This window comes from Dyella japonica (assembly GCF_040545895.1).
Taxonomy (GTDB): Bacteria; Pseudomonadota; Gammaproteobacteria; order Xanthomonadales; family Rhodanobacteraceae; genus Dyella; species Dyella japonica_D.
Map to the genome: position 1 here is coordinate 348,123 of NZ_JBEPMU010000001.1, position 22,079 is coordinate 370,201.

At 60.1% G+C, this 22,079-nt stretch carries 16 protein-coding genes and 1 pseudogene; 9 read left to right on the plus strand and 8 right to left on the minus strand.

What is annotated here, in order from left to right:
• The first annotated feature begins 217 nt into the window (after nt 1–217).
• Complete coding sequence (locus ABIC75_RS01610; protein WP_354012119.1) at nt 218–2,734, plus strand: cation-translocating P-type ATPase; 2,517 nt, start codon at nt 218–220, stop codon at nt 2,732–2,734.
• Between the two features lie 288 nt (nt 2,735–3,022).
• On the opposite strand, the gene ABIC75_RS01615 is transcribed toward ABIC75_RS01610, so the two are convergent.
• Both ABIC75_RS01615 and phbB read right to left on the minus strand, forming a co-directional pair.
• Nucleotides 3,023–3,616 carry a GNAT family N-acetyltransferase gene (locus ABIC75_RS01615; RefSeq protein WP_354012120.1) on the minus strand — a complete coding sequence of 198 codons (594 nt, stop codon included), beginning with the start codon at nt 3,614–3,616 and terminating at the stop codon, nt 3,023–3,025.
• Between the two features lie 121 nt (nt 3,617–3,737).
• Nucleotides 3,738–4,457: pseudogene (gene phbB, locus ABIC75_RS01620) on the minus strand (acetoacetyl-CoA reductase).
• 210 nt (nt 4,458–4,667) lie between these two features.
• Between phbB and ABIC75_RS01625 the strand changes: the two are divergent.
• The 7 genes from ABIC75_RS01625 to ABIC75_RS01655 all read left to right on the plus strand — a co-directional run bounded on the left by ABIC75_RS01625 (nt 4,668) and on the right by ABIC75_RS01655 (nt 11,615).
• Nucleotides 4,668–5,378 carry a CBS domain-containing protein gene (locus ABIC75_RS01625; protein ID WP_354012121.1) on the plus strand — a complete coding sequence of 237 codons (711 nt, stop codon included), beginning with the start codon at nt 4,668–4,670 and terminating at the stop codon, nt 5,376–5,378.
• 2 nt (nt 5,379–5,380) lie between these two features.
• On the plus strand, nt 5,381–6,268 hold the full coding sequence (locus ABIC75_RS01630) for a polysaccharide deacetylase family protein (RefSeq protein WP_354012122.1): 888 nt from the start codon (nt 5,381–5,383) through the stop codon (nt 6,266–6,268).
• A 47-nt stretch (nt 6,269–6,315) separates the two neighbouring features.
• Entirely contained in the window at nt 6,316–7,548 is a 1,233-nt protein-coding gene (locus tag ABIC75_RS01635; protein WP_354012123.1) for a putative glycoside hydrolase, read from the plus strand.
• A gap of 66 nt (nt 7,549–7,614) precedes the next feature.
• Nucleotides 7,615–8,265: a BON domain-containing protein gene (locus tag ABIC75_RS01640; RefSeq protein WP_354012124.1), complete on the plus strand. Its 651-nt coding sequence runs from the start codon at nt 7,615–7,617 to the stop codon at nt 8,263–8,265.
• Nucleotides 8,266–8,333: 68 nt separating this feature from the next.
• Nucleotides 8,334–9,680 carry an alpha/beta family hydrolase gene (locus ABIC75_RS01645; RefSeq protein WP_354012125.1) on the plus strand — a complete coding sequence of 449 codons (1,347 nt, stop codon included), beginning with the start codon at nt 8,334–8,336 and terminating at the stop codon, nt 9,678–9,680.
• Nucleotides 9,681–9,829: 149 nt separating this feature from the next.
• Nucleotides 9,830–10,276: an Hsp20/alpha crystallin family protein gene (locus tag ABIC75_RS01650; protein ID WP_354012126.1), complete on the plus strand. Its 447-nt coding sequence runs from the start codon at nt 9,830–9,832 to the stop codon at nt 10,274–10,276.
• A gap of 58 nt (nt 10,277–10,334) precedes the next feature.
• Complete coding sequence (locus ABIC75_RS01655) at nt 10,335–11,615, plus strand: erythromycin esterase family protein (RefSeq protein ID WP_354012127.1); 1,281 nt, start codon at nt 10,335–10,337, stop codon at nt 11,613–11,615.
• Nucleotides 11,616–11,695: 80 nt separating this feature from the next.
• Here the strand turns inward: ABIC75_RS01655 and prs are convergent, their stop codons facing one another.
• Genes prs through ABIC75_RS01670 form a run of 3 tightly spaced genes read right to left on the minus strand, consistent with a single transcriptional unit; the run spans nt 11,696 to nt 14,666 of the window.
• The gene (gene prs, locus ABIC75_RS01660) at nt 11,696–12,625 is read right to left on the minus strand and encodes a ribose-phosphate diphosphokinase (protein WP_354012128.1); all 930 of its coding nucleotides are present in this window, start codon (nt 12,623–12,625) and stop codon (nt 11,696–11,698) included.
• On the minus strand, nt 12,622–14,157 hold the full coding sequence (locus ABIC75_RS01665; RefSeq protein WP_354012129.1) for a thymidine phosphorylase family protein: 1,536 nt from the start codon (nt 14,155–14,157) through the stop codon (nt 12,622–12,624). Before ABIC75_RS01665 ends, prs begins: the two co-directional genes overlap by 4 nt.
• Before the next feature lie 23 nt (nt 14,158–14,180).
• Nucleotides 14,181–14,666, minus strand: coding sequence for a CBS domain-containing protein (locus tag ABIC75_RS01670; RefSeq protein WP_354012130.1), 486 nt, complete (start codon nt 14,664–14,666; stop codon nt 14,181–14,183).
• Between the two features lie 598 nt (nt 14,667–15,264).
• Here ABIC75_RS01670 and ABIC75_RS01675 point away from each other — a divergent pair.
• Nucleotides 15,265–15,894, plus strand: coding sequence for a c-type cytochrome (locus ABIC75_RS01675; RefSeq protein WP_354012131.1), 630 nt, complete (start codon nt 15,265–15,267; stop codon nt 15,892–15,894).
• 271 nt (nt 15,895–16,165) lie between these two features.
• Here the strand turns inward: ABIC75_RS01675 and ABIC75_RS01680 are convergent, their stop codons facing one another.
• From ABIC75_RS01680 to ABIC75_RS01690, 3 genes are all read right to left on the minus strand, one after another.
• Entirely contained in the window at nt 16,166–18,580 is a 2,415-nt protein-coding gene (locus ABIC75_RS01680; RefSeq protein WP_354012132.1) for an arylsulfatase, read from the minus strand.
• 431 nt (nt 18,581–19,011) lie between these two features.
• Nucleotides 19,012–20,025, minus strand: a complete 1,014-nt coding sequence (locus ABIC75_RS01685) for a glycosyltransferase family 2 protein (RefSeq protein WP_354012133.1) — start codon at nt 20,023–20,025, stop codon at nt 19,012–19,014.
• Nucleotides 20,022–21,806: a glycosyltransferase family 39 protein gene (locus ABIC75_RS01690; RefSeq protein ID WP_354012134.1), complete on the minus strand. Its 1,785-nt coding sequence runs from the start codon at nt 21,804–21,806 to the stop codon at nt 20,022–20,024. Before ABIC75_RS01690 ends, ABIC75_RS01685 begins: the two co-directional genes overlap by 4 nt.
• Nucleotides 21,807–22,079 lie beyond the last annotated feature (273 nt).

A 22,079-nucleotide genomic window follows, 5' to 3' on the forward strand; every position in this document is an offset into this window, starting at 1 on the left:
GTCTGGCTGCATCATTGAGGCCGATCAACTTTGCGTCATGGTCGGGGCTCGGCCCGCGCATCGCCGACGGACGACTTCAGCCGCCCGATCATCGCCTGCCCAATGGCTTGGCCGCTCTCATTGACGGGGCTCAACTCCTGTCAGATCGCCAGGTCGCCTAATAGGCAAAAAGCCAAGCAGCGGACGCCACACCTCACCGCATGAGCGATAGACGACCGTGCACACCAATCGCCCTCCATCGACCGAAGGACTGAGCGAACTCGAAGCCAGAACGCGGCTGGAACGATATGGCCCCAATGTGCTGCCAGGGAGCCGTCCAAAGCCCCTGTGGCTGATCGTTCGGGACGTCTTGATCGAGCCCATGTTCTTGATGCTGCTCGCTGCGGGCGGCCTCTATCTTGCGCTCGGCGATCTGGCCGAAGCCTTGTTCCTCATGGCATCGGTCATCGTGGTCATCGGCATCACACTGGTTCAGGAGCGAAAGACGCAACGCGCACTGGAAGCGCTACGCGACATTTCAGCCCCTCAGGCACGTGTGGTCCGCGACGGGCGCGATAGGCGTATTCCGGCGGCGGAAGTGGTTGTTGGCGACGTGCTTTCGCTACAGGAAGGTGATCGTGTTGTCGCCGATGCCCAATTGTTCGGCGGATACCTGGAGGTGGACGAGTCGCTGGTCACTGGCGAGTCGGTACCCGTGATGAAGGTGCCAGGGTCCGACGATGAAAAAGTCCTTGGTGGCACGATGATTGCCAAGGGCAGGGGCGTGGCCAGGGTCACCGCCATCGCCTCGGATACGGCGATTGGCCATATCGGACAGGGACTCAGTTCGGCGATAGAAGTGACCTCGAGTCTTCAGCGTGCTTCACGAGGTTTGATTCGCCGCTTTGCCGTGGCCGCCATGGTCTGTGCCGTGAGCTTGTGGCTCATCAATTGGTTGTGGGGCAAACACGGGCTGATAGAGAGCCTGCTGTCAGGCATCGCCTTGGCGATGGCGATCCTGCCAGAGGAGTTTCCCGTCATCTTGACGGTGTATCTCGCATTGGGCGCATGGCGTATCGCTCGCCATCAGGTGCTGGCGCATCGAATATCCGCTGTCGAGGCCCTCGGCGCCATCACCGTACTGGCCGTCGACAAGACCGGCACGCTGACACAGAATCGAATGCGCGTGTCCGAGTTGTATGCCGACGGATTCGCGCTCCGCGTTGATGGATCGCAATCGCTTGAGGCTTGTCATGGGCTGCTGCGTCTGTCCCTGTTGGCGACGCCGGTAGGTTCCAGCGATCCGATGGAGCTGGCCATTCACGCATTGGGCGCCAAGGTGATCGATGCGCAGACCTATGCACTCACCAGGGCGGCACCCGCTAAAGAATATGACCTGGACCCGAATCTGCTTGCAATGACGCGGGCCTTTCGGCAGGAGGCGAGCGAGTGTTACCTGCTCGCTTCCAAGGGGGCGCCCGAGGCGATCATGGAGCTATGCCATGTGTCGCCCGATGAGAGGCGGGTGCTGGAGGGTCAGGTGCGAGCGATGGCAGAACGCGGCCTGCGCGTCATCGGTGTCGCCAGCGCACGCTGGCAGGGCGATGCGTGGCCACCGTCGCAGCGCAGCTTTGATTACCGCTTCGCCGGACTGATCGGGCTGATCGATCCACCTCGACCCCGGGTCGCCGAGGCCATCGCTGAATGTCGTGCCGCTGGCATCCGCGTCTTCATGATGACGGGCGATCATCCCACCACGGCGCGAGCCATTGCGAGCCAGGTCGGGGTTGGGCCTGATCCCATGCTGCTCACCGGTCGGGAGATCGCATCACTGACAGACGAAGAGCTGGACGAAAAGTTGCGGCACACGGATATCTGCGCACGCGTACAGCCGTCCGAAAAGCTGCGCCTGGTTATTGCGTTGCAGCGGCAGGGTCAGGTCGTTGGCATGACGGGAGACGGTGTCAATGATGCTCCCGCGCTCAAGGCGGCCAATGTCGGTATCGCCATGGGCGCCCGCGGCACGGATGTCGCGCGCGAAGCTGCGGCGCTGGTGCTACTGAATGATGACTTTGCCAGCCTGGTGGTCGCGATCCGGCAAGGGCGGAGAATCTACGACAACATCACCAAGGCCACTCGGTTCGTTATTGCGGTACACGTACCCATTGTGGCTCTTGCCCTCGTGCCGAGTCTGCTGCACTGGCCCATTTTATTGACGCCAGTGCAGATCGTTTTGATGGAGCTGCTGATTGATCCGGCGTGCTCCATTGTCTTCGAATCAGCCCCGGCGTCTCCGTCGATCATGCAGCGACCGCCCCGGGTCGTCGGTGAAACGCCTTTTCGCCTTGCCAACGTGGGCTACGCTATGGCGCAGGGGGTAGGGCTTGCCGTGATTCTCCTGCTTGGCTACGCGCTTACCCGCGATCACGGTGTCGAGTCCATGCAGGGGAGGGCCCTGGTATTTATCGGACTGGTTTCCGAGATGTATCTGCTGACCCTCTCCAACCACGATCTAGCTGACGCACTGTGGCGTGCGAACTGGCGTGAAAATCACTGGCTTCTGTACATGCTCGGTGGATCGGGTCTAATGCTGGGGATCATTCTCGGTATGCCGACCCTGCGCCAGCTACTCGGATTTGCGGCACCGGGCACTTCCATGCTCATGTTTGGATTGCTCACCCTCGCAGCGAGTGTCATCTGGCTCGAGTGCTTACGTGCACTCATACGCCGCACATCGTTGGGGGTCGCAGAGTAGGGTAGCCGCGGGAGGGCCCGTTCCGGCAGACCGCAGCAGACCTCCGTCGATGCCGGAGAGGTCACACTCTGCGACTTCGGCTACTGCCGTATGCGTGCCTCCGGCCCGGCGCGAATCGGCTCGATGAGTACCGCAGAATGCGCCGCCATGACACCTTGCAACGAAAGCTCGTCACATGGGTGCGCGATGGCCATGCGAAGGGGGTTCAGCGCGCGACAGAGAGGCTGCTGACATCGCAGGCATGGCGGCGATGTCAGCGTCGCGCCGCAGGCAAAGAGGCATCGTCACTCATGCCTGCAATTCCAGTTCGAAAGTGACCGCAGCAGGATCGTCGGGGTCCGGACAAGGGCGAAAGCCAAGGCGACGGGCCAGCGCATGTGCGCCGGCATCACGAAAGGCATCGACTGCAAACATCTTGCGGATGCCGCGCATCCTGGCAATGCCAATCAAGTGATGCATGAGGATGCTTCCCACGCCGCGCTCGCGCCATAGGGGATCGACGGCAACTGTACAGTCGCAGCGTGTCCGTTGCGGGTCGCCCCGAAATCGCGCCAGGCCGACCAGCGTTTGCTGGCCATTGACCTCCACCAGCCCCAACAGGCCCATATCATGGGATACGTCCATACGAACGAGCTCGCGAACAAGCTCGTCGCGATCGGGTTGGATTAGTCCCAGCGAACACTGGTCAAATACTTCCGGCGTCAGACGCCGCACAAAGTCCCTTTCCAGAGGCGCATCATCACCACATGCCGGCCGCACGAGAATGGATTGACCGTCTCGTAGATAGCCGGTCCAAGGGTGCAGCGATGGCACAGACCAGGAGACTTTTTCTGGCTCCCGGTGCGCCCCCGCCACGCGGGAATGCGAAATTTTGTGGGGCATGGCGCTACTCCATGAAAGTCTTTCCGCATACGCCAACCATGCGCCTTCTGTGGACGGGGCCAATTGACGCTGCTCAATACTTCGGCTGATTGCCGCTGGGAAGCCTTTGAGATCGATGGAGTCACGGCATCCACTGCCCGCCGTTCACGTCGAAGATGGCGCCTGTAATGAAACTGGCCTGCTCGCTGGCGAGCAGGGAAACCAGTTGCGCGACGTCTTGCGGGCAGCCCAGTCGCGCGACCGGAATGCTGGCGACGATACCCTTCAGGACGTCCTCTGGAACGGCTTCCACCATATCCGTCTCACAATAACCTGGCGCGATGGCGTTCACCGTGATGCCCTTGCAGGCGCTTTCGAGCGCCAGCGAACGCGTAAAGCCCAACACTCCGGCCTTGGACGCCGAGTAGTTCGTTTGCCCGACCTAGCCCTTGCGTCCATTGATAGAACTGATGTTGATGATGCGGCCGTAATGGCGACCCCTCATGCCGTTGATGACGGCGCGCGTCATGTTGAACATCGACCCCAGGTTGGTCCGCATCACTTCCAGCCATTGTTCTTCGCTCATGCGATGCAGCATGGCGTCTCGCGTAATGCCGGCATTGTTGACGAGGATATCGACAGGACCCATCTCCCTTTCGACCCTTGTCACGCCTTCTGCGCACATCGCATAGGCCGAGACGTCCCAGGCATAGGCAGGTATGCCCGTCTCGTCGCGAAATCGTCGGGCTGCCTCCTGGTTTCCGCGATAGACCGCGGCGACCCGGCAACCATCATCCCGGAGTGCGATGGCAATGGCGCGGCCCAGGCCGCGTGTCCCACCTGTGACCAATGCATGGCGCATGAGAGGCTCGCTTCTCTGCTAATGAATGGCGGGGGTATGAATCCCTGCCTGCACCATCTGCCGATAGGCGGATGGATAGTTGATGAGCGTCAAATTAGTCGCTCCTCTCATGGCAAATCGTTGGCACGAAGGGCTCCGAAATTGACCGCCGTCAACCCATTGTTTCCTCGGCGGTCGATACTCATGCTGCCTATACGCGGGGAAGCCGTCATGAAAGTGCGCGACATCATGAGTCCAAAGGTCCAGCTCGTTCGGGACACCGATAACATCGGCAAGGCCATGCATCTCATGCTTGATGGCGGCTTCAGCGGTCTGCCGGTGGTCAACAGCGAGGGCGCGCTGGTGGGCATGCTGACCGAGGGCGACTTCATCCGTCGCGCGGAAACCGGAACGGCCAAGCGGCGCTCGTTCTGGCAGGAGTTCCTGCTGGGCCCTGATCGCCTGGCGCGCGATTATGCCCACGCAAACGGCCGGGTCGTTGAAGAGATCATGGCGCCAGAGGTGTATTGGGTGGAGGCTGACGCCCCGCTGGAGCACGCCGTCGCGCTGATGGACAGCCATGGCGTCAAGCGTCTTCCAGTGCTTGATGCAGGGCGGCTGGTGGGTGTGCTGAGCCGGTCTGATCTCATGCGCGCGTGCTTGCGTCTCATCGAGAGCGACAACGGGGCGACCGTGGTGGGCGACGCACTGATCAAGGCGCGCATCGACGAATTGTTTGCTCGTCAGCCATGGGCGCCGCGCGAGACGGTGCACGTTGAGGTGGCGCGTGGCGAGGTCGACTTGTGTGGCGTCATCACAAGCGAGTCGACCCGCGACGCGCTTCGCGTCTTGGCGGAGAACGTGCCCGGCGTGGTCAAGGTCCACGACAAGCTGACAACGATAGAATCGATGTCTGGGTGCATCGTGCGAACCCCGGTGTGACCATGCTGCCCGGCAAGCGCGCTAGCAGCGGGGCCGTCTTCCGCGGCGGCAGGAGCGTGTGGAATGGTCGCCTCGTGACCATATGGTTGGTCGCCTCTCTCATCTTTTTTTCGATGTGGACACCTTCCGCGCGAGCCGATGATCCCGTGGCCGCCGAAACATGTCGCGGAAAAGAGGAGATCGTCATTCTTCTCTATCACCGCTTTTCGACTGGCGCGACCGGAGAAACCACCGTCCGTTTCGAGAACCTGCTTGCCCAGCTGGCTTATCTCAGGCATCGCGGATATGAATTCCGATCGCTTCGCGAGGTCGTCGGGTGGCGCAAGGGGTTGGTCGTCGAGCTACCTTGCAAAACAGCGGTGTTCACCGTCGATGACGGTCACCGCTCCACCTTCGACATCCTGCAGCCGGTGATCAAGGCCAATCAGATTCCCGTCACGCTTTTCATCTACCCGTCGGCCATATCGAATGCGTCCTACGCCATGACCTGGGACCAGCTCAGCATCCTGCGTGATACGGGACTCTTCGACATCCAGTCGCACACGGTTTGGCATCCCAATTTCAAGACCGAGCGGCGCCGGTTGACGCCCGCGGCGTATCGTGTCTTTGTGGCGGATCAACTGAGCCAGTCCCGAATGCTGATCGAAAACCGCGTGGGCGGGCAGGTCGATTTCATCGCGTGGCCTTTCGGCATACATGACGAAGCGCTGGAGAGCATCGCGTCAAGGGAAGGCTATGTGGCCGGATTTGCACTGGGAAACCGGCGGCTGAGCAAGCGCGATCCGCTGCTCGCAATGCCACGTATCACCATGCCGGATGTGGGCGACGCCGCTGCCCTCGATCATTTCTTCCATCCACTGGAAAGTGCCGCAGCAACGGACGGACAGTGACGATGAGGCGGTGGATGCGGCTAATGGTCGGATCGCTGGCGTGCCTTATGTCGTACGCCGTGGTCGGATCGACGGTGACGGGGCGTGTGCTAGACGCGGCGACAGGTTTGCCGGTGCCGGACGCCCTGGTGACGATCCAGGGGCGGGTGTGGCCAGTGGGCACGCACGGAGAGTTCGCGGTCGATACGGATAGCGATCTCGTCCAAGTCCGCGCGCCTGGTTATCGGGCGGAACACCGATACGCAACGGAAGAACCGGTCATCTTCCATATGCACTCGTTTCGGCCGCGCGCCGTTTACCTGTCCACGTATGGCGTTGCCAATGGATCTATTCGCGAGCCAGTGTTCAAACTGATCGACGAAGGTGTGATCAACGCGCTGGTCATCGACGTCAAGGGTGACCGTGGGCAAACGTCGTACCGCAGCCATGCCAGGATTGATTGGGGCGCTCAGGCGCATTCGCCCATGCCGGCCATGCGCGACCTTGGCGTGCTCATTGGCTCCTTGCGGGAACAAGGGGTGTACCTGATCGCCCGGATCGTGACGTTCAAGGATGAGCCACTGGCCGCCGCGCATCCTGAGTGGGCTGTCCGCCGCGCTGATGGTGGGCCATGGCGCGACAATGAACAGTCACGGTGGATTGATCCGTCGAACGAACAAGCATGGGGACACTATGCTGCGCTGGCCGAAGAGGTGGCGCTGTTGGGGTTCGACGAGATTCAGTTCGACTACGTGCGATTTCCGGACGCCCAGGGCCTGGTTTTTACCCAGCCCAATACAAAAGAGAGCCGCACACGGATGATCGGCTCCTTTCTGCAAGCCATGCGGGAAAAGCTGGCGCCCTACAACGTCTTTTTGTCCGCCGACATTTTCGGCTACGTATGCTGGAACCGGAACGACACCGGCATCGGCCAGCAGTTGGAGGATCTAGGCGAGCGGGTGGATTACATCTCGCCCATGCTCTATCCATCGAGCTTCACCTGGGGCATCGAAGGGTTGGCCAAGCCGACCGACGATCCGGGGCAGATCGTGCGGCGTTCGCTCGCACAGGCACAAGCCAGGACGGGGCTTCCTGGCGTACGCTTCCGCCCTTGGTTGCAGGCCTTTCGCGACTACGCATTCGATAGGCGGCCGTTCGGAAGGGACGAGCTCAGGTCCCAGATGGAGGCCGCCGTTGCCCTCGGTTCGGATGGCTGGATGCTGTGGAATCCGCGCAACCAATATCCGGATGTATCGCAAGCCTTCACCTCCACGCTTCCCCGAATTGATGGCGGTCAATAACGTCCGGGCAGCACGTGCCTACATTGATCGACGTCAAACATCGAACGTCGAACGCTGGAGGTAGCCATGAAGACTGACCGCGAACTGCAAGAAGACGTATTGGAAGAGCTGGACTGGGAACCCTCGGTAAATGCCAGCCGCATCGGCGTGGAAGTTAAGGATGGCGTTGTCACCTTGGAGGGCAAGGTCGACAGTTACACTGAAAAATGGGCCGCCGAGCGTGCCGTGAAGCGCGTGTCGGGTGTGCGGAGTCTCGCCATGGACCTCGAAGTGGCCTTGAATGCAAGCCTTTCCCGCACGGACACTGACATTGCCACGGCGGCGAAGAATGTCATCGACTGGAACGCCTCCATTCCGAAGGACGCTGTCAAGATCGTGGTTGAAAAGGGCTGGGTGACGCTGTCCGGCGACGTGCCTTGGGCATTCATTCGGGAGGCCGCGGACAGGGCCGTGAGAGGGCTGCTCGGCGTCAAGGGCGTGATCAACCAGATCGCGATCAGCCCGCCCGTCGAACCTCGCAATATCAAGACAAAAATTGAAGCGGCCTTGTATCGACGCGCTCATGTCGATGCGTCTGCGATCACCGTAGGTGTGAATAAGAGCACCGTCACGCTTTCGGGCAAGGTCGACTCCTTGGCGGAACGCGAGATCATCGAGCAGGCTGCGTGGAGCGCACCCGGTGTGAAGAGCGTGGTCGATAACCTTATCGTCACCTGACCATTCATAGGTGCGCCGAAAGGCGCGTGTCGTCTTGCTGAAAACCTGTGTCACAGGCGGCGATAGCCATGTACTTCGCCGCCTTTGCCGACGATGGAATCGGCAGGAGGAGTGTTGTGCCTCTTGTTCACGATGGCCGCATACTTGTCGATCGCCGCGATGCCGGCCTTCAACTGGCCCGGGCGCTCGGACCATTGAAGGGAAAACGCCCACTGATACTGGGCATTCCGCGCGGTGGTGTGGCTGTGGCTCGCGTCGTCGCCGATCAGCTTGAGGGCGATCTGGATGTCGTACTGGTACGAAAGATCGGGGCGCCGGATCACGAAGAGTTTGCAGTGGGCGCCATCGACGAATCCGGCCGCGTCGAATTGGCCGACTACGCCGGACGGGTGGGCGCGGATGCTGCATATGTGCAGCGGGAAGGGGCGCGCCAGCTCGAAGTCATAAGGCAGCGCCGCCGCCTGTATAGCCCGCATCGCACGCCCGTCGACCCGAAGGACCGCATCGTGGTCGTAGTGGATGACGGCTTGGCAACGGGAGCCACCATGCGGGCAGCGCTGACCGCCGTACGCAACCATCACCCCTTGCGGCTCGTCTGCGCGGTGCCCGTGGCGTCGCCGCGCAGCCTGACCTCGCTGGAGGGTTTGGCCGACGATGTGGTTTGCCTATCCGCACCGACGTCCTTCCGGTCGGTAGGGCAATACTACGAAAACTTCCTGCCGGTAGAAGACGAGCAGGTCGTTGACCTGCTTCGCCTCTGCGGTCAGGGCGACAAATCGGAAGTCGGTTGCCGCCGATCCATGCAGTTCTTCGTGGATGGCGCTTGCCTCGAAGGCGATCTGCACATTCCATCACACGCACGCGGCGTTGTGATCTTTGCCCATGGCAGCGGCAGCGGCCGGAAGAGCGAACGCAATCGCTATGTGGCGTCCGTTCTGCAGCATCGAGGGTTTGCCACACTTCTTTTCGATCTGCTGAGCACCGACGAAGATCGCGCCGTCTCCAATCGATTCGACATCGCCACGCTGGGACGTCGCCTCGATACCGTAGTGCATTGCCTTGACAGGGAGCTCGCGGTCCAGGCGTTGCCGCGAGGATTGTTTGGAGCCAGTACGGGGGCCGCGGCCGCTTTGATGGTGGCCGCGCGGCGCGACGACATCCGCGCCGTAGTATCCAGGGGCGGGCGTCCGGACCTTACACCCCGGGAGCTGCTGTCGCGTATTGCGTCGCCGACGCTGTTGATCGTTGGCAGTGCCGACAGCGACCTCGTTGCGCTCAATCGTGCCTGCCTATCGTCCATGTCCAATCACGTCGAATTGGTTCTTGTGCCCGGCGCCACGCACTTGTTCGAAGAAAAGGGAGCGCTCGAGCGCGTCGCCGTGCTGGCCGCAGATTGGTTTACGCGCTGGCTTTGAGCATGCGGCAGCTGATGAGTTCTATTGACAGCCATCAATAGGGGGCGCTTCGGTCCTTCTATCATTCAAGCACTGGAACGCAAGCGGCGTCCGCGGGCGCCGGCAAGGACCAGGAGGTCGATCTCTCAACTTTGCGGAGCACTTGGCTTATGAATACCATGACACGTTGGTACCCCTTCAAATCGCTGACTCGCGTCGACCCCTTCGGAGAGTTCGACGAGTTCTTCCGCAATCCGGCGCTGCGGCCTACCTGGAACAGCACTGACATCGTGCCCGATGTCCGTATCGACATTACAGAGGATGACGGCGCCTACCACGTCAAGGCAGACATTCCTGGCGTGAAGAAGGAGGACATCGAAGTTTCCGTCGATGGAAACCAGGTGTCCATCAGCGCTTCGTATACGCGCGAGAAGGAGCAGAAGGAAGGTTCCCGAGCCATCGTGACGGAGCGTTCCTTGGGCCAGGCCACCCGCTCGTTTGCGCTGCCGACGGACGTCGCTGGCGAAAAGGCGCAGGCTCATTACGACAATGGCGTCCTCTCGCTGACGCTGCCCAAAAAGAGCGATGGAAACGCTCGGAAGATCGCTGTGAATTGAATGACTGGCAGGGCGTTTTCGCGCTCGACGACATCATTCCGAATGGTGGGCATTCATCATGCCGGCGTCCGAGAGATCCCAGCTGGACCTTGTTCGATCGCACGCGCAGAGGCTGAACGGCGATTCCGCCGACTATGACGATGTGGTGGAGCGGGCAGGTGAATGCTCACTGGTGTTGATCGGTGAGGCAACCCACGGCACGCATGAGTTCTATCAGATGCGTGCCGACATCAGCCGCCGCCTCATTGACGAGAAGGGATTTGAGGCCATTGCCGTGGAGGGCGACTGGCCGGATTGCTACCGGGTCAACCGCTACGTGCGTGGCGTCAATCATGACGATAGCGCGCTGGAGGCGCTCGGGGACTTTCAACGCTTTCCCAGGTGGATGTGGCGGAACGCCGTCGTCGAAGAGTTTGCCGGCTGGCTGAGAACGTACAACGCTGATCGCCCGCTCAAGGATCGGGTGGGCTTTTATGGCATGGATATGTACAGCTTATATCGATCCGCGGATGCCGTGATCGGCTACCTGGAAAAGGTCGACTACGAACAGGCTGAGATAGCGCGGCATCAGTATGCAGCGCTCGATCACGTACGGGACCCTCAACGGTACGGTTACGAAGCTGCCATGGGTCTGCGCCCCGATTGCAGCGCCGCCGTTCGCGAACAATTGTGCGAGATGGTCGCGCGTGCGAAGGACTATCAACGCAATGATGGTCCCACGGCCACGGATGACTATTTCTTTGCCGAGCGCAATGCCTATGTGGTGGCTCATGCGGAAACCTATTACCGCGCCATGTTTGGCTCACGCGTCGCGAGTTGGAACCTGCGCGACGCCCATATGGTGCATACCCTTTTCGCGCTTCAACGCCACCTGCAGCATCAAGGAGGCCGTGGGCGAATCCTGGTGTGGGCACACAATTCTCATGTCGGCGACGCAAGAGCCACGGACATGTCCCTGGGTGGCGAGCACAATGTTGGCCAACTCGTGCGGGAGCGTGGCCAGATGGGGGACGCCCTTCTCATCGGCTTCACCACGTACACAGGCACGGTCGCCGCGGCAGAGAAATGGGACGGCGATGTGCGCTTTCAGCGCGTAAAGCCGGCCATGAGCGGTAGCTACGAGGAACTCTTCTATCGGACGAAACTCCTGGGCTTCTATCTTCCCCTGAAAAGCCAGTGGGCACAGCCCTTGGCAGGGCCTCAGTTGGAGCGCGCCATTGGCGTGCTCTATCTGCCGCAATCCGAGCGCGAGAGTCATTATCTCCATGCGTCATTGCCGGCCCAGTTCGATGTCGTATTTCACATCGACGAAACGCGCGCCGTGGACCCGCTGGATTGATGGACTCGACGAGGTCGTGTGAACGACCCCACTGAGCGCGCGCAAACCTCGGCGCTGCACGACGGATGAGCGCCGGCCTGTCACGTCTCCAGGGTGCCCAGGTGCTCCGCCGTTTCCAGAAGAGGAATCGATTCCATCGCGGCTGCCAGGCTTCCCGAGATGTCGATACGCGATTCCCGGCCCTCGATGGTATTGGTAGTCACGATCATGTCCGCGCCGACCTGGCTGATTAGTTCGCGCGCTCCGGGCGCAAACACGCCGTGGATGGCGATGCAGGTCGGCGATAACGAGCCCGCTTCCAAAAGGCTCCTGACGCACTCGGCCATGGTACATCCGCTGGAAACGATGTCGTCGAGCAACACGGGGTGAAAGGTGCGCACCAGGCTGGCGGCCTCCGCGGGAAGTGAGAGCCGTACGTGCGTGTCATCGGCTCGTCGCTTGCTGGCGATGAAGTGTGGCGCGGCCAGCCGAGCTGCCACATCCGATACCCATGGCAGGCTTTCGCTGTCCGGCCCGACGATCACGGGTCGGCGTACGTGCCGGCGGATCCAGGCAGCTATGGGGGCGGCGGCATGGGCAACGATGCCGTTGCGAATGCCAACCTGGGTGAGGGTGGCATGGCGGTGCAGGTGGGGATCGACCGTGACGACGACGTCGAAGTGTGCGCCAAGCCAGGACCCAAACAGCCGTGACGTAACCGCCTCACCTGGATGAAATCTCGCGTCTTGACGCATGTAGGGAAGGTACGCAGCAACCAGTGTCAGCCGCCTGGGCCGAAATTCGCGCAGCGTATCGGCAGCCATGAGCAACGGCGCCAGTTTCGCATCCGGATGATCAAGCGTGCACACCAGCACGATATCGGCGCCAGCGGTTGGCTCCTGTACTGTCACCAGCGTTTCACCGTCCGGAAAGCCATGCACCTTCATCGCCATGGTCTGGCGGTGGCAGCGAAGGGCCAGCAGCGCGGACAGATCATCGTTTCCGGGAAACGTGTAGATCAGTCTGTTCATGAGTACTTGACCTCGACAATGCCGGGGTGCTCGGCCACATACGCCATCGCGTATGCCAACTGGCCTTTCGTTTCCGCATGGATGACGAAAAGCGGGTCGTGACGGCTTACCGTCTGGCCGGGCCTGGTTTCCAGTGCGACACCTGCGAGCGGCACATGCGGAGCCCCGGCCAACTTCGCCACTTTGGCCAGCCGCCGGTTGTCGATGATTCCGACAACACCTTGTGCTGTCGCTTCAATCGGTTGTTGGTAGGCTGCCTTTCCTGGTGTCCGCATGCCGCCCTGTTCCTCGCAAATGGTGACGAACTGGCTCCATGCGGCCCCGCTATCGAGCGCATGCGTCACGATGCGAAGGGCTTTCTGGTCGTCTTCCAAATCATTGGCAAATGCGTAGAGCTGTGCGGCAAGATACAGGGCGCGCTCGCGCAGGTCGCGTGGACAAAGGTGCTCGCCCCGCAGCACTGCCAAGACATCGTGCGCCTCAAGGGCAGGGCCGATGCCGCGGCCAACGGGCGCAGTCCCGTCGGTAACGAGAGGGCGAACCCGGACGCCGAACGCATCGGCGACCTTGGTCATCAATGCGCAGAGAGCTTGCGCCTCGCCTGGCGTCCGCACCTTGGCAGTAGGGCCGACTGGAATGTCCACGATTACATGCGATGCGCCGGCCGCCACCTTCTTGGAAAGCACGGATGCGACGAGCTGGCCCTCGCTCTCCACATCGAGCATGCGTTCGATGCGGATCAGCACATCGTCAGCCGGGCTGAGATGGGCGCTTTGCCCCCACACGACGCACCCGCCCGTTCGCTCCACGACACGCTGCATCGACAGCACATCGAGATTGACGGGCGCCAGCGTTTCCATCGTGTCGGCCGTTCCTGCAGGCGATGTAATGGCGCGGGAGGACGTCTTGGGCATCAACATGCCCAGGGAGGTCAGGATGGGGACAACGATAAGTGTCGTGCGATTGCCAGGCAGGCCGCCGATGCAATGCTTGTCGACGACAATATGGCGCGTCCAGTGCAATCGGGCTCCGCCTGCGACCATCGAGCGGGTCAGCGACACCACTTCCCGTTGGCTGAGTCGCCCGCCACTGCATGCGGATACGAACGCGGCGAGTTCGACGCTGGAATACCGGTGTTTCACCATGTCGGCCATGATGGTGTCGAACTGCTCGTCATCCAGTTCGTGGCCGTGGATCTTGCGCCTTATCAGACCCAACGACTCTACTGATGGCGCGTGCGAAAATGAGGCCCTGTCTCCTGGCTTTGGCGCGAGCTCACACCAGGCCGCCTCTGACAGGCCGGCTTCGTCGGTTGCAAGCAGATCTCCATGAACAACGTCGAGCATCGTCACCAGGTCGCGGCCACCCACGTGGACCTGGATGCGTGCTCGCGGTGAGAATCCCTCGCTCTGGCAGATCGGAGAATCGCTGCGAAGGAAGAGGACGCGCTCGTCCCCCGTGTCAATGCCCAGTCGGCGAAGCAGGCACGTTTCAGCCATGGTCGTCAGCGCCGTCCGCTCCAATAGGGACATGGGTCACCTCGCCGCGTGCGGGATCAAGGGACGGGGCTAGCCAGTCCGTCGCATGCAATTTGCGTGGCCGTCAGGCGGTCCCTCAGGGCCGGTTCGGTCAAGGCCACTTCTCCTGCCCGCCGTATGAGTTCGGACAACGCATTCAGCACGTCGCTTGCGGTAAGGATGCCGGCGAGGGCGCCGCCTTCGTCGACAACCGGCAGCCTTCGCACGTGATTGGCGCGCATCATCTCCAGGATATTCTCCAGTGGTGTTTCCTGCCGGCAGGTCACAAGCCGACGAGACATGATGGATCGTATGGATCGGGTACCAGCCATCAGATCGTGTGCGACTGCCACGCAAATATCCCGATCGGTCAGCATCCCTACGGGGACTCGATCTGAGCCAAGGCATTCGGTGACGACGAGGCACCCAACGAGGTGCCGCTCCATCAATTCGGCCGCTGCATGCACGTTTTGCGCGGCATCAATAATGACGACGGGCGATATGGCAATGTCACGAGCTTGCATGGATCACCTTTGACGAATTCGTGGATAGGGCGCGGACAGATTGATGTCCGTCGTTTCGGCGGCATCTATGCCGCCGAGAGACGATGCCGGCCTCAAGCACCCGCGGTTCCGGTCATGCACCCGGACGACACAAGCATCCGCTCTTTGACGTCACCGACATTGACGGTTATCAACGATTTCTGCTCTTGCTCAATGACACCGTCTTCTCTTTGGGATACGAGTGCGGGGTGTGATCGCGCCGCACCACCGCAGCACCAGAACATGTCCGAGACGGGCTTGTGAGCTAGCTGGCAGCGTCTGGGCAGGCTGGCCCTGCGCATGACTTATGCCAATGAAAATTCAAACCAGGGCGGCGCATTCATCCAGACGGCAGGTCATTCTCCCCCTGGGCTGCCACGGTCGCGAGGAAGATAAGTGCATGTCAACGCGGGTGGCTATCAGCCGGTGCGACCTTTGATATTGAGCGTCGTCAATGCTCACTCGGCCCTAAAGAGGCAGCATAGGGTTCTAGGACTTTAGATGGTCTGGGGTTGGTCCAACGATAGTCACGATTGCACCTTCATGTACGCCGGTTGCCATCGAAGCCGGGACCGCAGATATGAGTTCGAACAGACGTCGAAATTTTGGTCAACTTCACGTGGCCATAGTGGCTTTTTTCATGTCCTCTTTAGCGCTCGCACAGATGTCGACGCAAGGCGAGAAAAAAGCTGTCCAGCTGGCCAACCAGGACTGCGCGCGCTGTCATGGCGTCAGCGGGGACAGCCCGTTTCCCTGGGTTCCGAGGCTAGCGGCACAACGCGCAAGCTATCTCAAGGCTGAGATTCTTGATTTCAGGACACACGAGCGAAGCGAGTTGCTCGCGCGCGACATCATGCAGGGCAGGGCGGCCAACATCGATGATGAGACCGCGGCGTCACTCGCCGGCTACTACGCTCGGCAGCCACCCGCCCCCGGAACGCCCGGGGATCCCGAGCGAGTAGCCAGGGGGAGGGCACTGTTTGAGCAGAGCAATGAAAGTCGGGGAGCTTGTATGACATGTCACGGACAACATGCGGAGGGAGTTGGCATCTTCCCTCGGCTCGCCGGTCAGCACGCGGTCTATTTGCAATATCAGCTCAGAGTCAAACAGCACGATCGGCGCAGAACGTCCGTCATGCATGGGATGATCAGTGAGTTGAGCCCGGAGGACATGATCGATCTGGCCGTGTATCTGCAATCCATACCTTGATGCGTTCGTCGAATGGAAGATTTCTGCTCGGTTCGCGAGGTCGAAGCCTGGGCGGCGGCCAGGGCGCGGCTTCACCGCGGACTTGGTTCTCGGATATGTGCATTTTCCAATGCCCCATCGCGATGGAGGTCGGAACTGACTTCGCCTGCAGCCATCGCCGCCTCTTAGTTCGATGCGCATGTGAGCATTGGGTGATTGTCGTGAGGGGCGCATAGCCAAGTAGCGCCCCTGCCATTTATGGATATTCAGCACGCTGAATCGCTTGAAGATATCAATCGGATGCCGCCTTCTTGAGCGTCGCGTCCGCTTGGCCCAGCTTCTCCTGGGCGGCCCCCGAACCCAACGCCTTCACTTCGATCGCGACTTTGCCAATCTGGCCAGTAAAGGTGTCTTCGCCTTCTGAATAATCCGCCGAGACTGGTGTCGCGTCGTCTTCGCCCACGCCAGCAGTTTCGTCGGCCGAGAAAGCGAATGGTTGCGTTTGCTCGATGCGGCCGCTCGCCACCTTGCTTCCATTGACGAACAATGTGGCGACTCCGCCCTTGCCCAAGCCGCCGCCGTCGTAGGCAAATTCCATGCGAACCGTAACCTTGCCGGCACTCAACGCCTTCGGTGAGGAGATCACGTATTGATGGAGGCCGAGGAAGTTGTAGCAATAGGTTGGCCGGCCATCCTTGAGATACAGGCTCCAGCCGCCAAATCGGCCGCCTTGCGCAAGAATCACGCCTTTAGCACCGCCCTTCGGAATGTCCAAGTCGGCCGTTATCGTGAAGGAACGGTTCTTCGTATTGATGAAGGTATTCTCGGTCAAGCCATTCATGCCAGCACCAAGCACCAGTGTCGTGCGATCACCCATCAGATCAGGTCGCCCCACTAGCGCGGCATTCGTCCGCTCCAGCATGCGATCGTCGATGGGCAGCACACGGTACTTAATGGCTTCGCGCATGAACAAATCCTGCATTTCCTTAAGCTTCTTCGGATTGGACGAAGCCACGTCACTCGACAGGCTGAAATCACTGCGCGTGTCGTAAAGCTCCCACTTGTCATTTTCGAGGTCGCCCCTGGGTTTCGCCTCCCATGGCGCCTTGTGGATGGTTCCGGCGAACCAGCCATCGCTGTAGATGCCGCGGTTGCCGAAGATCTCGAAGTACTGAATCTTGTGCGTGCTTGGCGAGGTTGCCTTCTTGAAGGTGTAGACCATGCTTACACCTTCGATGGGCTCCTGAACAACGCCATTGACGCTCGTGGGCTGGGGAAGATTGGCCGCTTCGAGTATCGTTGGCGCAATGTCGATCACATGGTGCCATTGACTACGCACTACCCGGGTCTCTGCAAGGTGTCCGGGCCATGAGATAACGAGTCCATTGCGCGTACCTCCATAATTGGACGCCACTTGCTTGGTCCAGGTGAACGGCGTGTCCCCTGCCACGGCCCAGCCGGCCGCCATATGTGGGTAGGTGCTTGCGCCACCCCATTCGTTGTAGTGCCTGAGCATGTCCTGCACGGTTTCCTGCACACCATTGAAGTAGGTGTACTCGTTGAACATGCCGTTCATTCCACCTTCCGCGCTCGTGCCGTTGTCGCCGAGGATGTAGAAGACCAGTGTGTTGTCGGACTGGCCTGTCTCCTTGAGTGCATCAAGGAGTCGGCCAATCTCATGGTCTGCGTATTCTCCGAACGCGGCATACACTTCCATCTGATGTGAAAAGAGCTTTTTCTCGTCAGGCGAAAGCCTGTCCCAATCCTTGATCGCTTCCGGTTTTGCCGCGAGCTTGGTGCCGGCGGGGACTACGCCCAGTTCGATCTGTCGTCGAAGCGTCTCTTCGCGCAATTTGTCCCAGCCTTCATCAAACTTGCCTTTATATTTGGCGATCCACTCGGGCGACACGTGATGCGGCGCATGCGTAGCGCCCGGGGCGAAGTAGATGAAGAATGGCTTCCTAGGCGTGAGCGACTTCTGGAACTTCATCCAAGTAATCGCCTGATTGGTCATGTCGGTCATCAAGTGATAACCGGGATAATGCGGCGTCGGGATGCGATTCATGCCATGGAAGAGACTGGGTGACCATTGATCGGCCTCGCCGCCTATAAAGCCATAAAACTCGTCGAATCCTGAGCGCGTGGGCCAGCGATCTGTAGGGCCCGATGGACTTACCTCCCATGCCGCCGTTTCATGGCTTTTTCCAAACATGGCCGTACTGTAGCCATTGAGCCGAAGGACTTCGGCCAGGGGCGCGATGTTGTTGGGGCGCTGTCCCGTGTCACCGGGAAATGCCGTCGCTGTTTCCGTGATGCTTCCCATGTTGTTCATGTGATGATTGCGCCCGGTAAGAAGGGCGGCACGTGTCGGCGAACACAGGGCAGTCGTATGAAACTCGTTGTAGCGCAGCCCTTCACCTGCCAGCTTTTCCACGGTGGGCATGTGGACAGGGCCGCCGAAGGCGCTTGGCATGCCGAATCCCATGTCGTCGACCAAGATGATCAGGACGTTGGGCGCGCCTTCGGGCGCATCGACCAGGAAGCGCGGAGGCGGCGTGGCATGGCGGGCGTCCAGGATCGTGCTGTGAACAGCTTCTGGCTCGGCTATCGGCAAGATACGTCGGTCGAGGCTCTGCGTCGTTTGTGAGGCGGCAGCACTGCCAACAAGTACGGCGACGAGGCCGGCCGTTGCGATCATCTTCTTCATCGCGCTTCCTCCCGAGTGGTCCTCGACGGATGGCCTTTTGCAACCTACGCCTTCGCCATGCGCGTGAATTGATAATGATCAATCAAAGCGTTAGATCCGCCTGGGTAGGGAGATGCAATCGATCATTGAGAGGGCACGCATTTTTACGAAGGACCGGATCAAAGGGGCAGGGAATAACACGACCTCCTCGCAGCCCATAGGGATAGAGTCAATCTGGCTACAACAGACGCCACGCCGGTTAGAGCGGCTCAGGGCAGAGGGCGAGTTGACTTCGCGCCTGCTCCGCCATATCACGATTCATCAAGGCAAAGGTCTCACGCATGGGAATGGGGGCTGCTGGCGGCGCGGCACGGCCGCCTGGCCATTTGTGGGCGCCGCGCATGGGTGGCTGAGGCGTGGATCAGTACGAGTGCTTCGGAGACAGCATGCGTCTACCCGGCATCGGAACGAAAGATCCCGCGTATCACATACGGAGGACGCGACTTCGATTCCATGTAGCTACGCCCTACATATTCGCCCACGATTCCAAGCCCCAGCAATTGAAGGCCGGAAAGAAATGCCAGGAGGGAGACAATTGATGCGTAACCCGGAAGTTCAACTCCGTATATAAGAGTTCGCAAAGCGATATAACAACCATAAGCCATCGCTGCGATCGCAACGCTCACGCCGAGATAGGTCACGAGACGAAGCGGAGCCGTCGAGAATGAAGTGACCCCCTCGATGGCAAGGTTAACCAGTCGGAACGTGTTGAATTTGGTCGCGCCTGAAGCGCGCGATGGACGGACGTAATCAATTTCTTCCGTGCGGAATCCGGCCCATGCAAACAAGCCCTTCATGAAGCGCCGGTTCTCGGGAAGACCATTGATGGCATCAACGACCGATCTATCCATCAATCTGAAGTCGCCGACGTTCTCTGGAATGGCCACGTCCGACATCATGTTGAACGCGCGGTAGAAGAGGGCGGCCGAAAAACGCTTCGTCCACAGGTCGGAACCGCGGTCTGATCGGCGCGCAATAACCACTTCTGCACCCTTGGCCCAGCGACTGATCATCTCCAATACGAGTTCAGGAGGGTCTTGCAAGTCCGCATCCATGGGAATCACTGCATCGCCGGATGCTGAGCGCAGGCCTGCGCTCAGGGCAGCCTCCTTACCGAAATGGCGCGACAGGTCCACGACCACCATTCGGAATGCTCGCGACCGGTAGGTTGTCGCTTCCAGGAGCGTGTCATCGGAGCTTCCATCATTCACCAGGACGAGCTCCCATTCGTACGGAGAGCCCGCGAAAACATCTTCCAATCGGTCGAACGCCACTCGGAGGGTGCCTTGTTCGTTATAGGCGGGCATCACCAACGATATCAATTTGGGTCGAGTGCACTCGGAAGCATCCTTCATGTGGCGATGCACGGGCGCGTAGACTCCGGCATTTTCCTGGCGGCAGGTCATGGCGTTGTGGCGTCGCGCGGGCGCTCGATGACCACGCCGCTCGACGTACTGCCGATGATCCGCATGGGTAATTTGTCCGCACGGAAACTGGAAAGCAGGCGCGGATCGACGACGGCAACGGCGCTCGGCGCGCTAGACCATCGTGCTTCAAATGCGGAGATGTTGGTCACGAAACCCTCGGGGCGAGAGGGCACTCCGGCCAAGAGATCGTCCGGATCCTCATCTGCAACGGTGACTACCCGCTGCAGATAGAAGGGCAGGCCTCGCAGATACGCGTGAACGGTAAAAACCTCGGTATTGGCATGCATTCTCGGCAGCATGAGCTGCGCCACGGGTGCGGCAGAAAGATTGTTCGCGATGGTCACTATGTTCGCAAACAGCATCTGCCATACGAGCAAGGTTGTGAATCCCAGCAGGCTCACCACCGTTGCTGGACTGAACCTGCGCGTGAGCAGGAAAGCGCAGGCTGCGCTAACAATCGCCAGCGCGCCCAGTCCGCGCATCAACCACATCTGGGCAGGGCGCATGTCGATGTGCTGGGACAGGTGTCGGGTGCTGATGGTGAGCGCCAGCGCAATCAACGCCAGCGTTACGGCCAAGGCACTGATCCCCATGAAACGCCATGCAAGAGCGCGGATGGTAAGTGTTGACAGTCTCCGAGCGATCAAGATGGCCAACGCCGGAAAGATCGGAAGAATGTAGAACGGAAGTTTCGAATGAGATGCCGAGAAGAATACGAGAACGACCACAATCCAGCAGAGAAGGAAGCGCTCAGATCGCGATTCCAAGGCATTGCGCCAGCCACTTCGACTCAGTGGAAGGAAAACCGCCCATGGAAACAGACCGAGCAATACGACGGGTATGAAGAACCACCACTGACGATCTCGGTCGTAAGCATTGGTGAGAAAGCGGCTGAAGTGTTCCTTGATAAAGAAATAATCGAAGAAGTCGGGATGCCTGAGGCTGATCGCGACAAACCAAGGAGCACAGATGCATAGGACAACGCACAATCCCCAACCCATCGTCATGCGACGAAGGATGCTCCAATCCTTTTCCAAGAGCATAAAGACCGCCAGCGTGATGGCTGGCAACACAAGGCCAATCAGTCCCTTTGACAGCACGGCAAGCGCCACGCTTGTCCATCCCAGAAGATTCAGCAACTGGCGCTGTCGCGCGGCGGCGGGATCAAACTGCGCCACAAGAAATAGACAGATGGCTACCGTAAGGAATGCGGCGACACCCATGTCCATGGTGTTGATATGGGCACCAGCTACGAACAGCAGCGTGCTGCCGAGTACGACGGCCGCGACCCAGCCTGTTCGCGCGCCGTAGAGACGTTTGCCGGCCCAACCCACGGCTAGCATAGCCAGGAGTCCGGTGAGCGCCACCCATAGGCGGGCGGACCACTCATGCACACCAAAGAGACTATAGAAAAGGGCGCTTGCCCAATACTGTAGTGCTGGTTTGTCGAAGAAATTGAAGCCGTCGAGTTTGGGTGTGAGCCAATTGCCGCTGGCAAACATCTCCCGCGCGACCTCAGCGTAACGCGCCTCATCGGGTTCACCCAGCGGCCGCAGATTTAATCCCGCAAACCACACAGCCAGCCACCCGAAAGAGATTGCGCGCAAAAGCAATGGCGACGCGGACCAACGCAATGCCGCGAGGGTTCCGACCCGGCTGCCTGAAGCACCGATTCGACTATTGGAGCGGCAAGCCAGCGTGCGAAAGAGACCTGTACGAGGCGGCGAGTTGTTGCTTTGGCGTGTTCTGGCTTCGTTCAAGCGGCACCGATAGGCATGGATGGATCATTGGGCGAGATCCGCACCGGCCCATGTGGGCATCTGTGCCGCCCAGGACACTTGAAGCTCGATGATGAGCGCAAGATTTTGGAGTGACGGATACAGAGCCTCTGGCGGATCGCATCAGGGCTGACTCTGTGATGCGAATTCCGTGCCACGATCGCAATCGGCTAGTGGCCCGCAACGATCATCGATCCATGCTTCATCAAACAGCCGATGCGGCCTATGGCCTGCAACCTTTGTCTGCAGATATTG

What these genes read in the sequence shown, in the direction of transcription:
- ABIC75_RS01625 (WP_354012121.1), top strand. Translation starts at nt 4,668, where the DNA reads ATGAAAGTGCGCGACATCATGAGTCCAAAGGTCCAGCTCGTTCGGGAC.
- ABIC75_RS01665 (WP_354012129.1), bottom strand. Translation starts at nt 14,157, where the DNA reads ATGTCCCTATTGGAGCGGACGGCGCTGACGACCATGGCTGAAACGTGC.
- ABIC75_RS01640 (WP_354012124.1), top strand. Translation starts at nt 7,615, where the DNA reads ATGAAGACTGACCGCGAACTGCAAGAAGACGTATTGGAAGAGCTGGAC.
- prs (WP_354012128.1), bottom strand. Translation starts at nt 12,625, where the DNA reads ATGAACAGACTGATCTACACGTTTCCCGGAAACGATGATCTGTCCGCG.
- ABIC75_RS01615 (WP_354012120.1), bottom strand. Translation starts at nt 3,616, where the DNA reads ATGCCCCACAAAATTTCGCATTCCCGCGTGGCGGGGGCGCACCGGGAG.
- ABIC75_RS01655 (WP_354012127.1), top strand. Translation starts at nt 10,335, where the DNA reads ATGCCGGCGTCCGAGAGATCCCAGCTGGACCTTGTTCGATCGCACGCG.
- ABIC75_RS01670 (WP_354012130.1), bottom strand. Translation starts at nt 14,666, where the DNA reads ATGCAAGCTCGTGACATTGCCATATCGCCCGTCGTCATTATTGATGCC.
- ABIC75_RS01685 (WP_354012133.1), bottom strand. Translation starts at nt 20,025, where the DNA reads ATGACCTGCCGCCAGGAAAATGCCGGAGTCTACGCGCCCGTGCATCGC.
- ABIC75_RS01635 (WP_354012123.1), top strand. Translation starts at nt 6,316, where the DNA reads ATGTCGTACGCCGTGGTCGGATCGACGGTGACGGGGCGTGTGCTAGAC.
- ABIC75_RS01675 (WP_354012131.1), top strand. Translation starts at nt 15,265, where the DNA reads ATGAGTTCGAACAGACGTCGAAATTTTGGTCAACTTCACGTGGCCATA.
- ABIC75_RS01645 (WP_354012125.1), top strand. Translation starts at nt 8,334, where the DNA reads ATGTACTTCGCCGCCTTTGCCGACGATGGAATCGGCAGGAGGAGTGTT.
- ABIC75_RS01630 (WP_354012122.1), top strand. Translation starts at nt 5,381, where the DNA reads ATGCTGCCCGGCAAGCGCGCTAGCAGCGGGGCCGTCTTCCGCGGCGGC.
- ABIC75_RS01680 (WP_354012132.1), bottom strand. Translation starts at nt 18,580, where the DNA reads ATGAAGAAGATGATCGCAACGGCCGGCCTCGTCGCCGTACTTGTTGGC.
- ABIC75_RS01650 (WP_354012126.1), top strand. Translation starts at nt 9,830, where the DNA reads ATGAATACCATGACACGTTGGTACCCCTTCAAATCGCTGACTCGCGTC.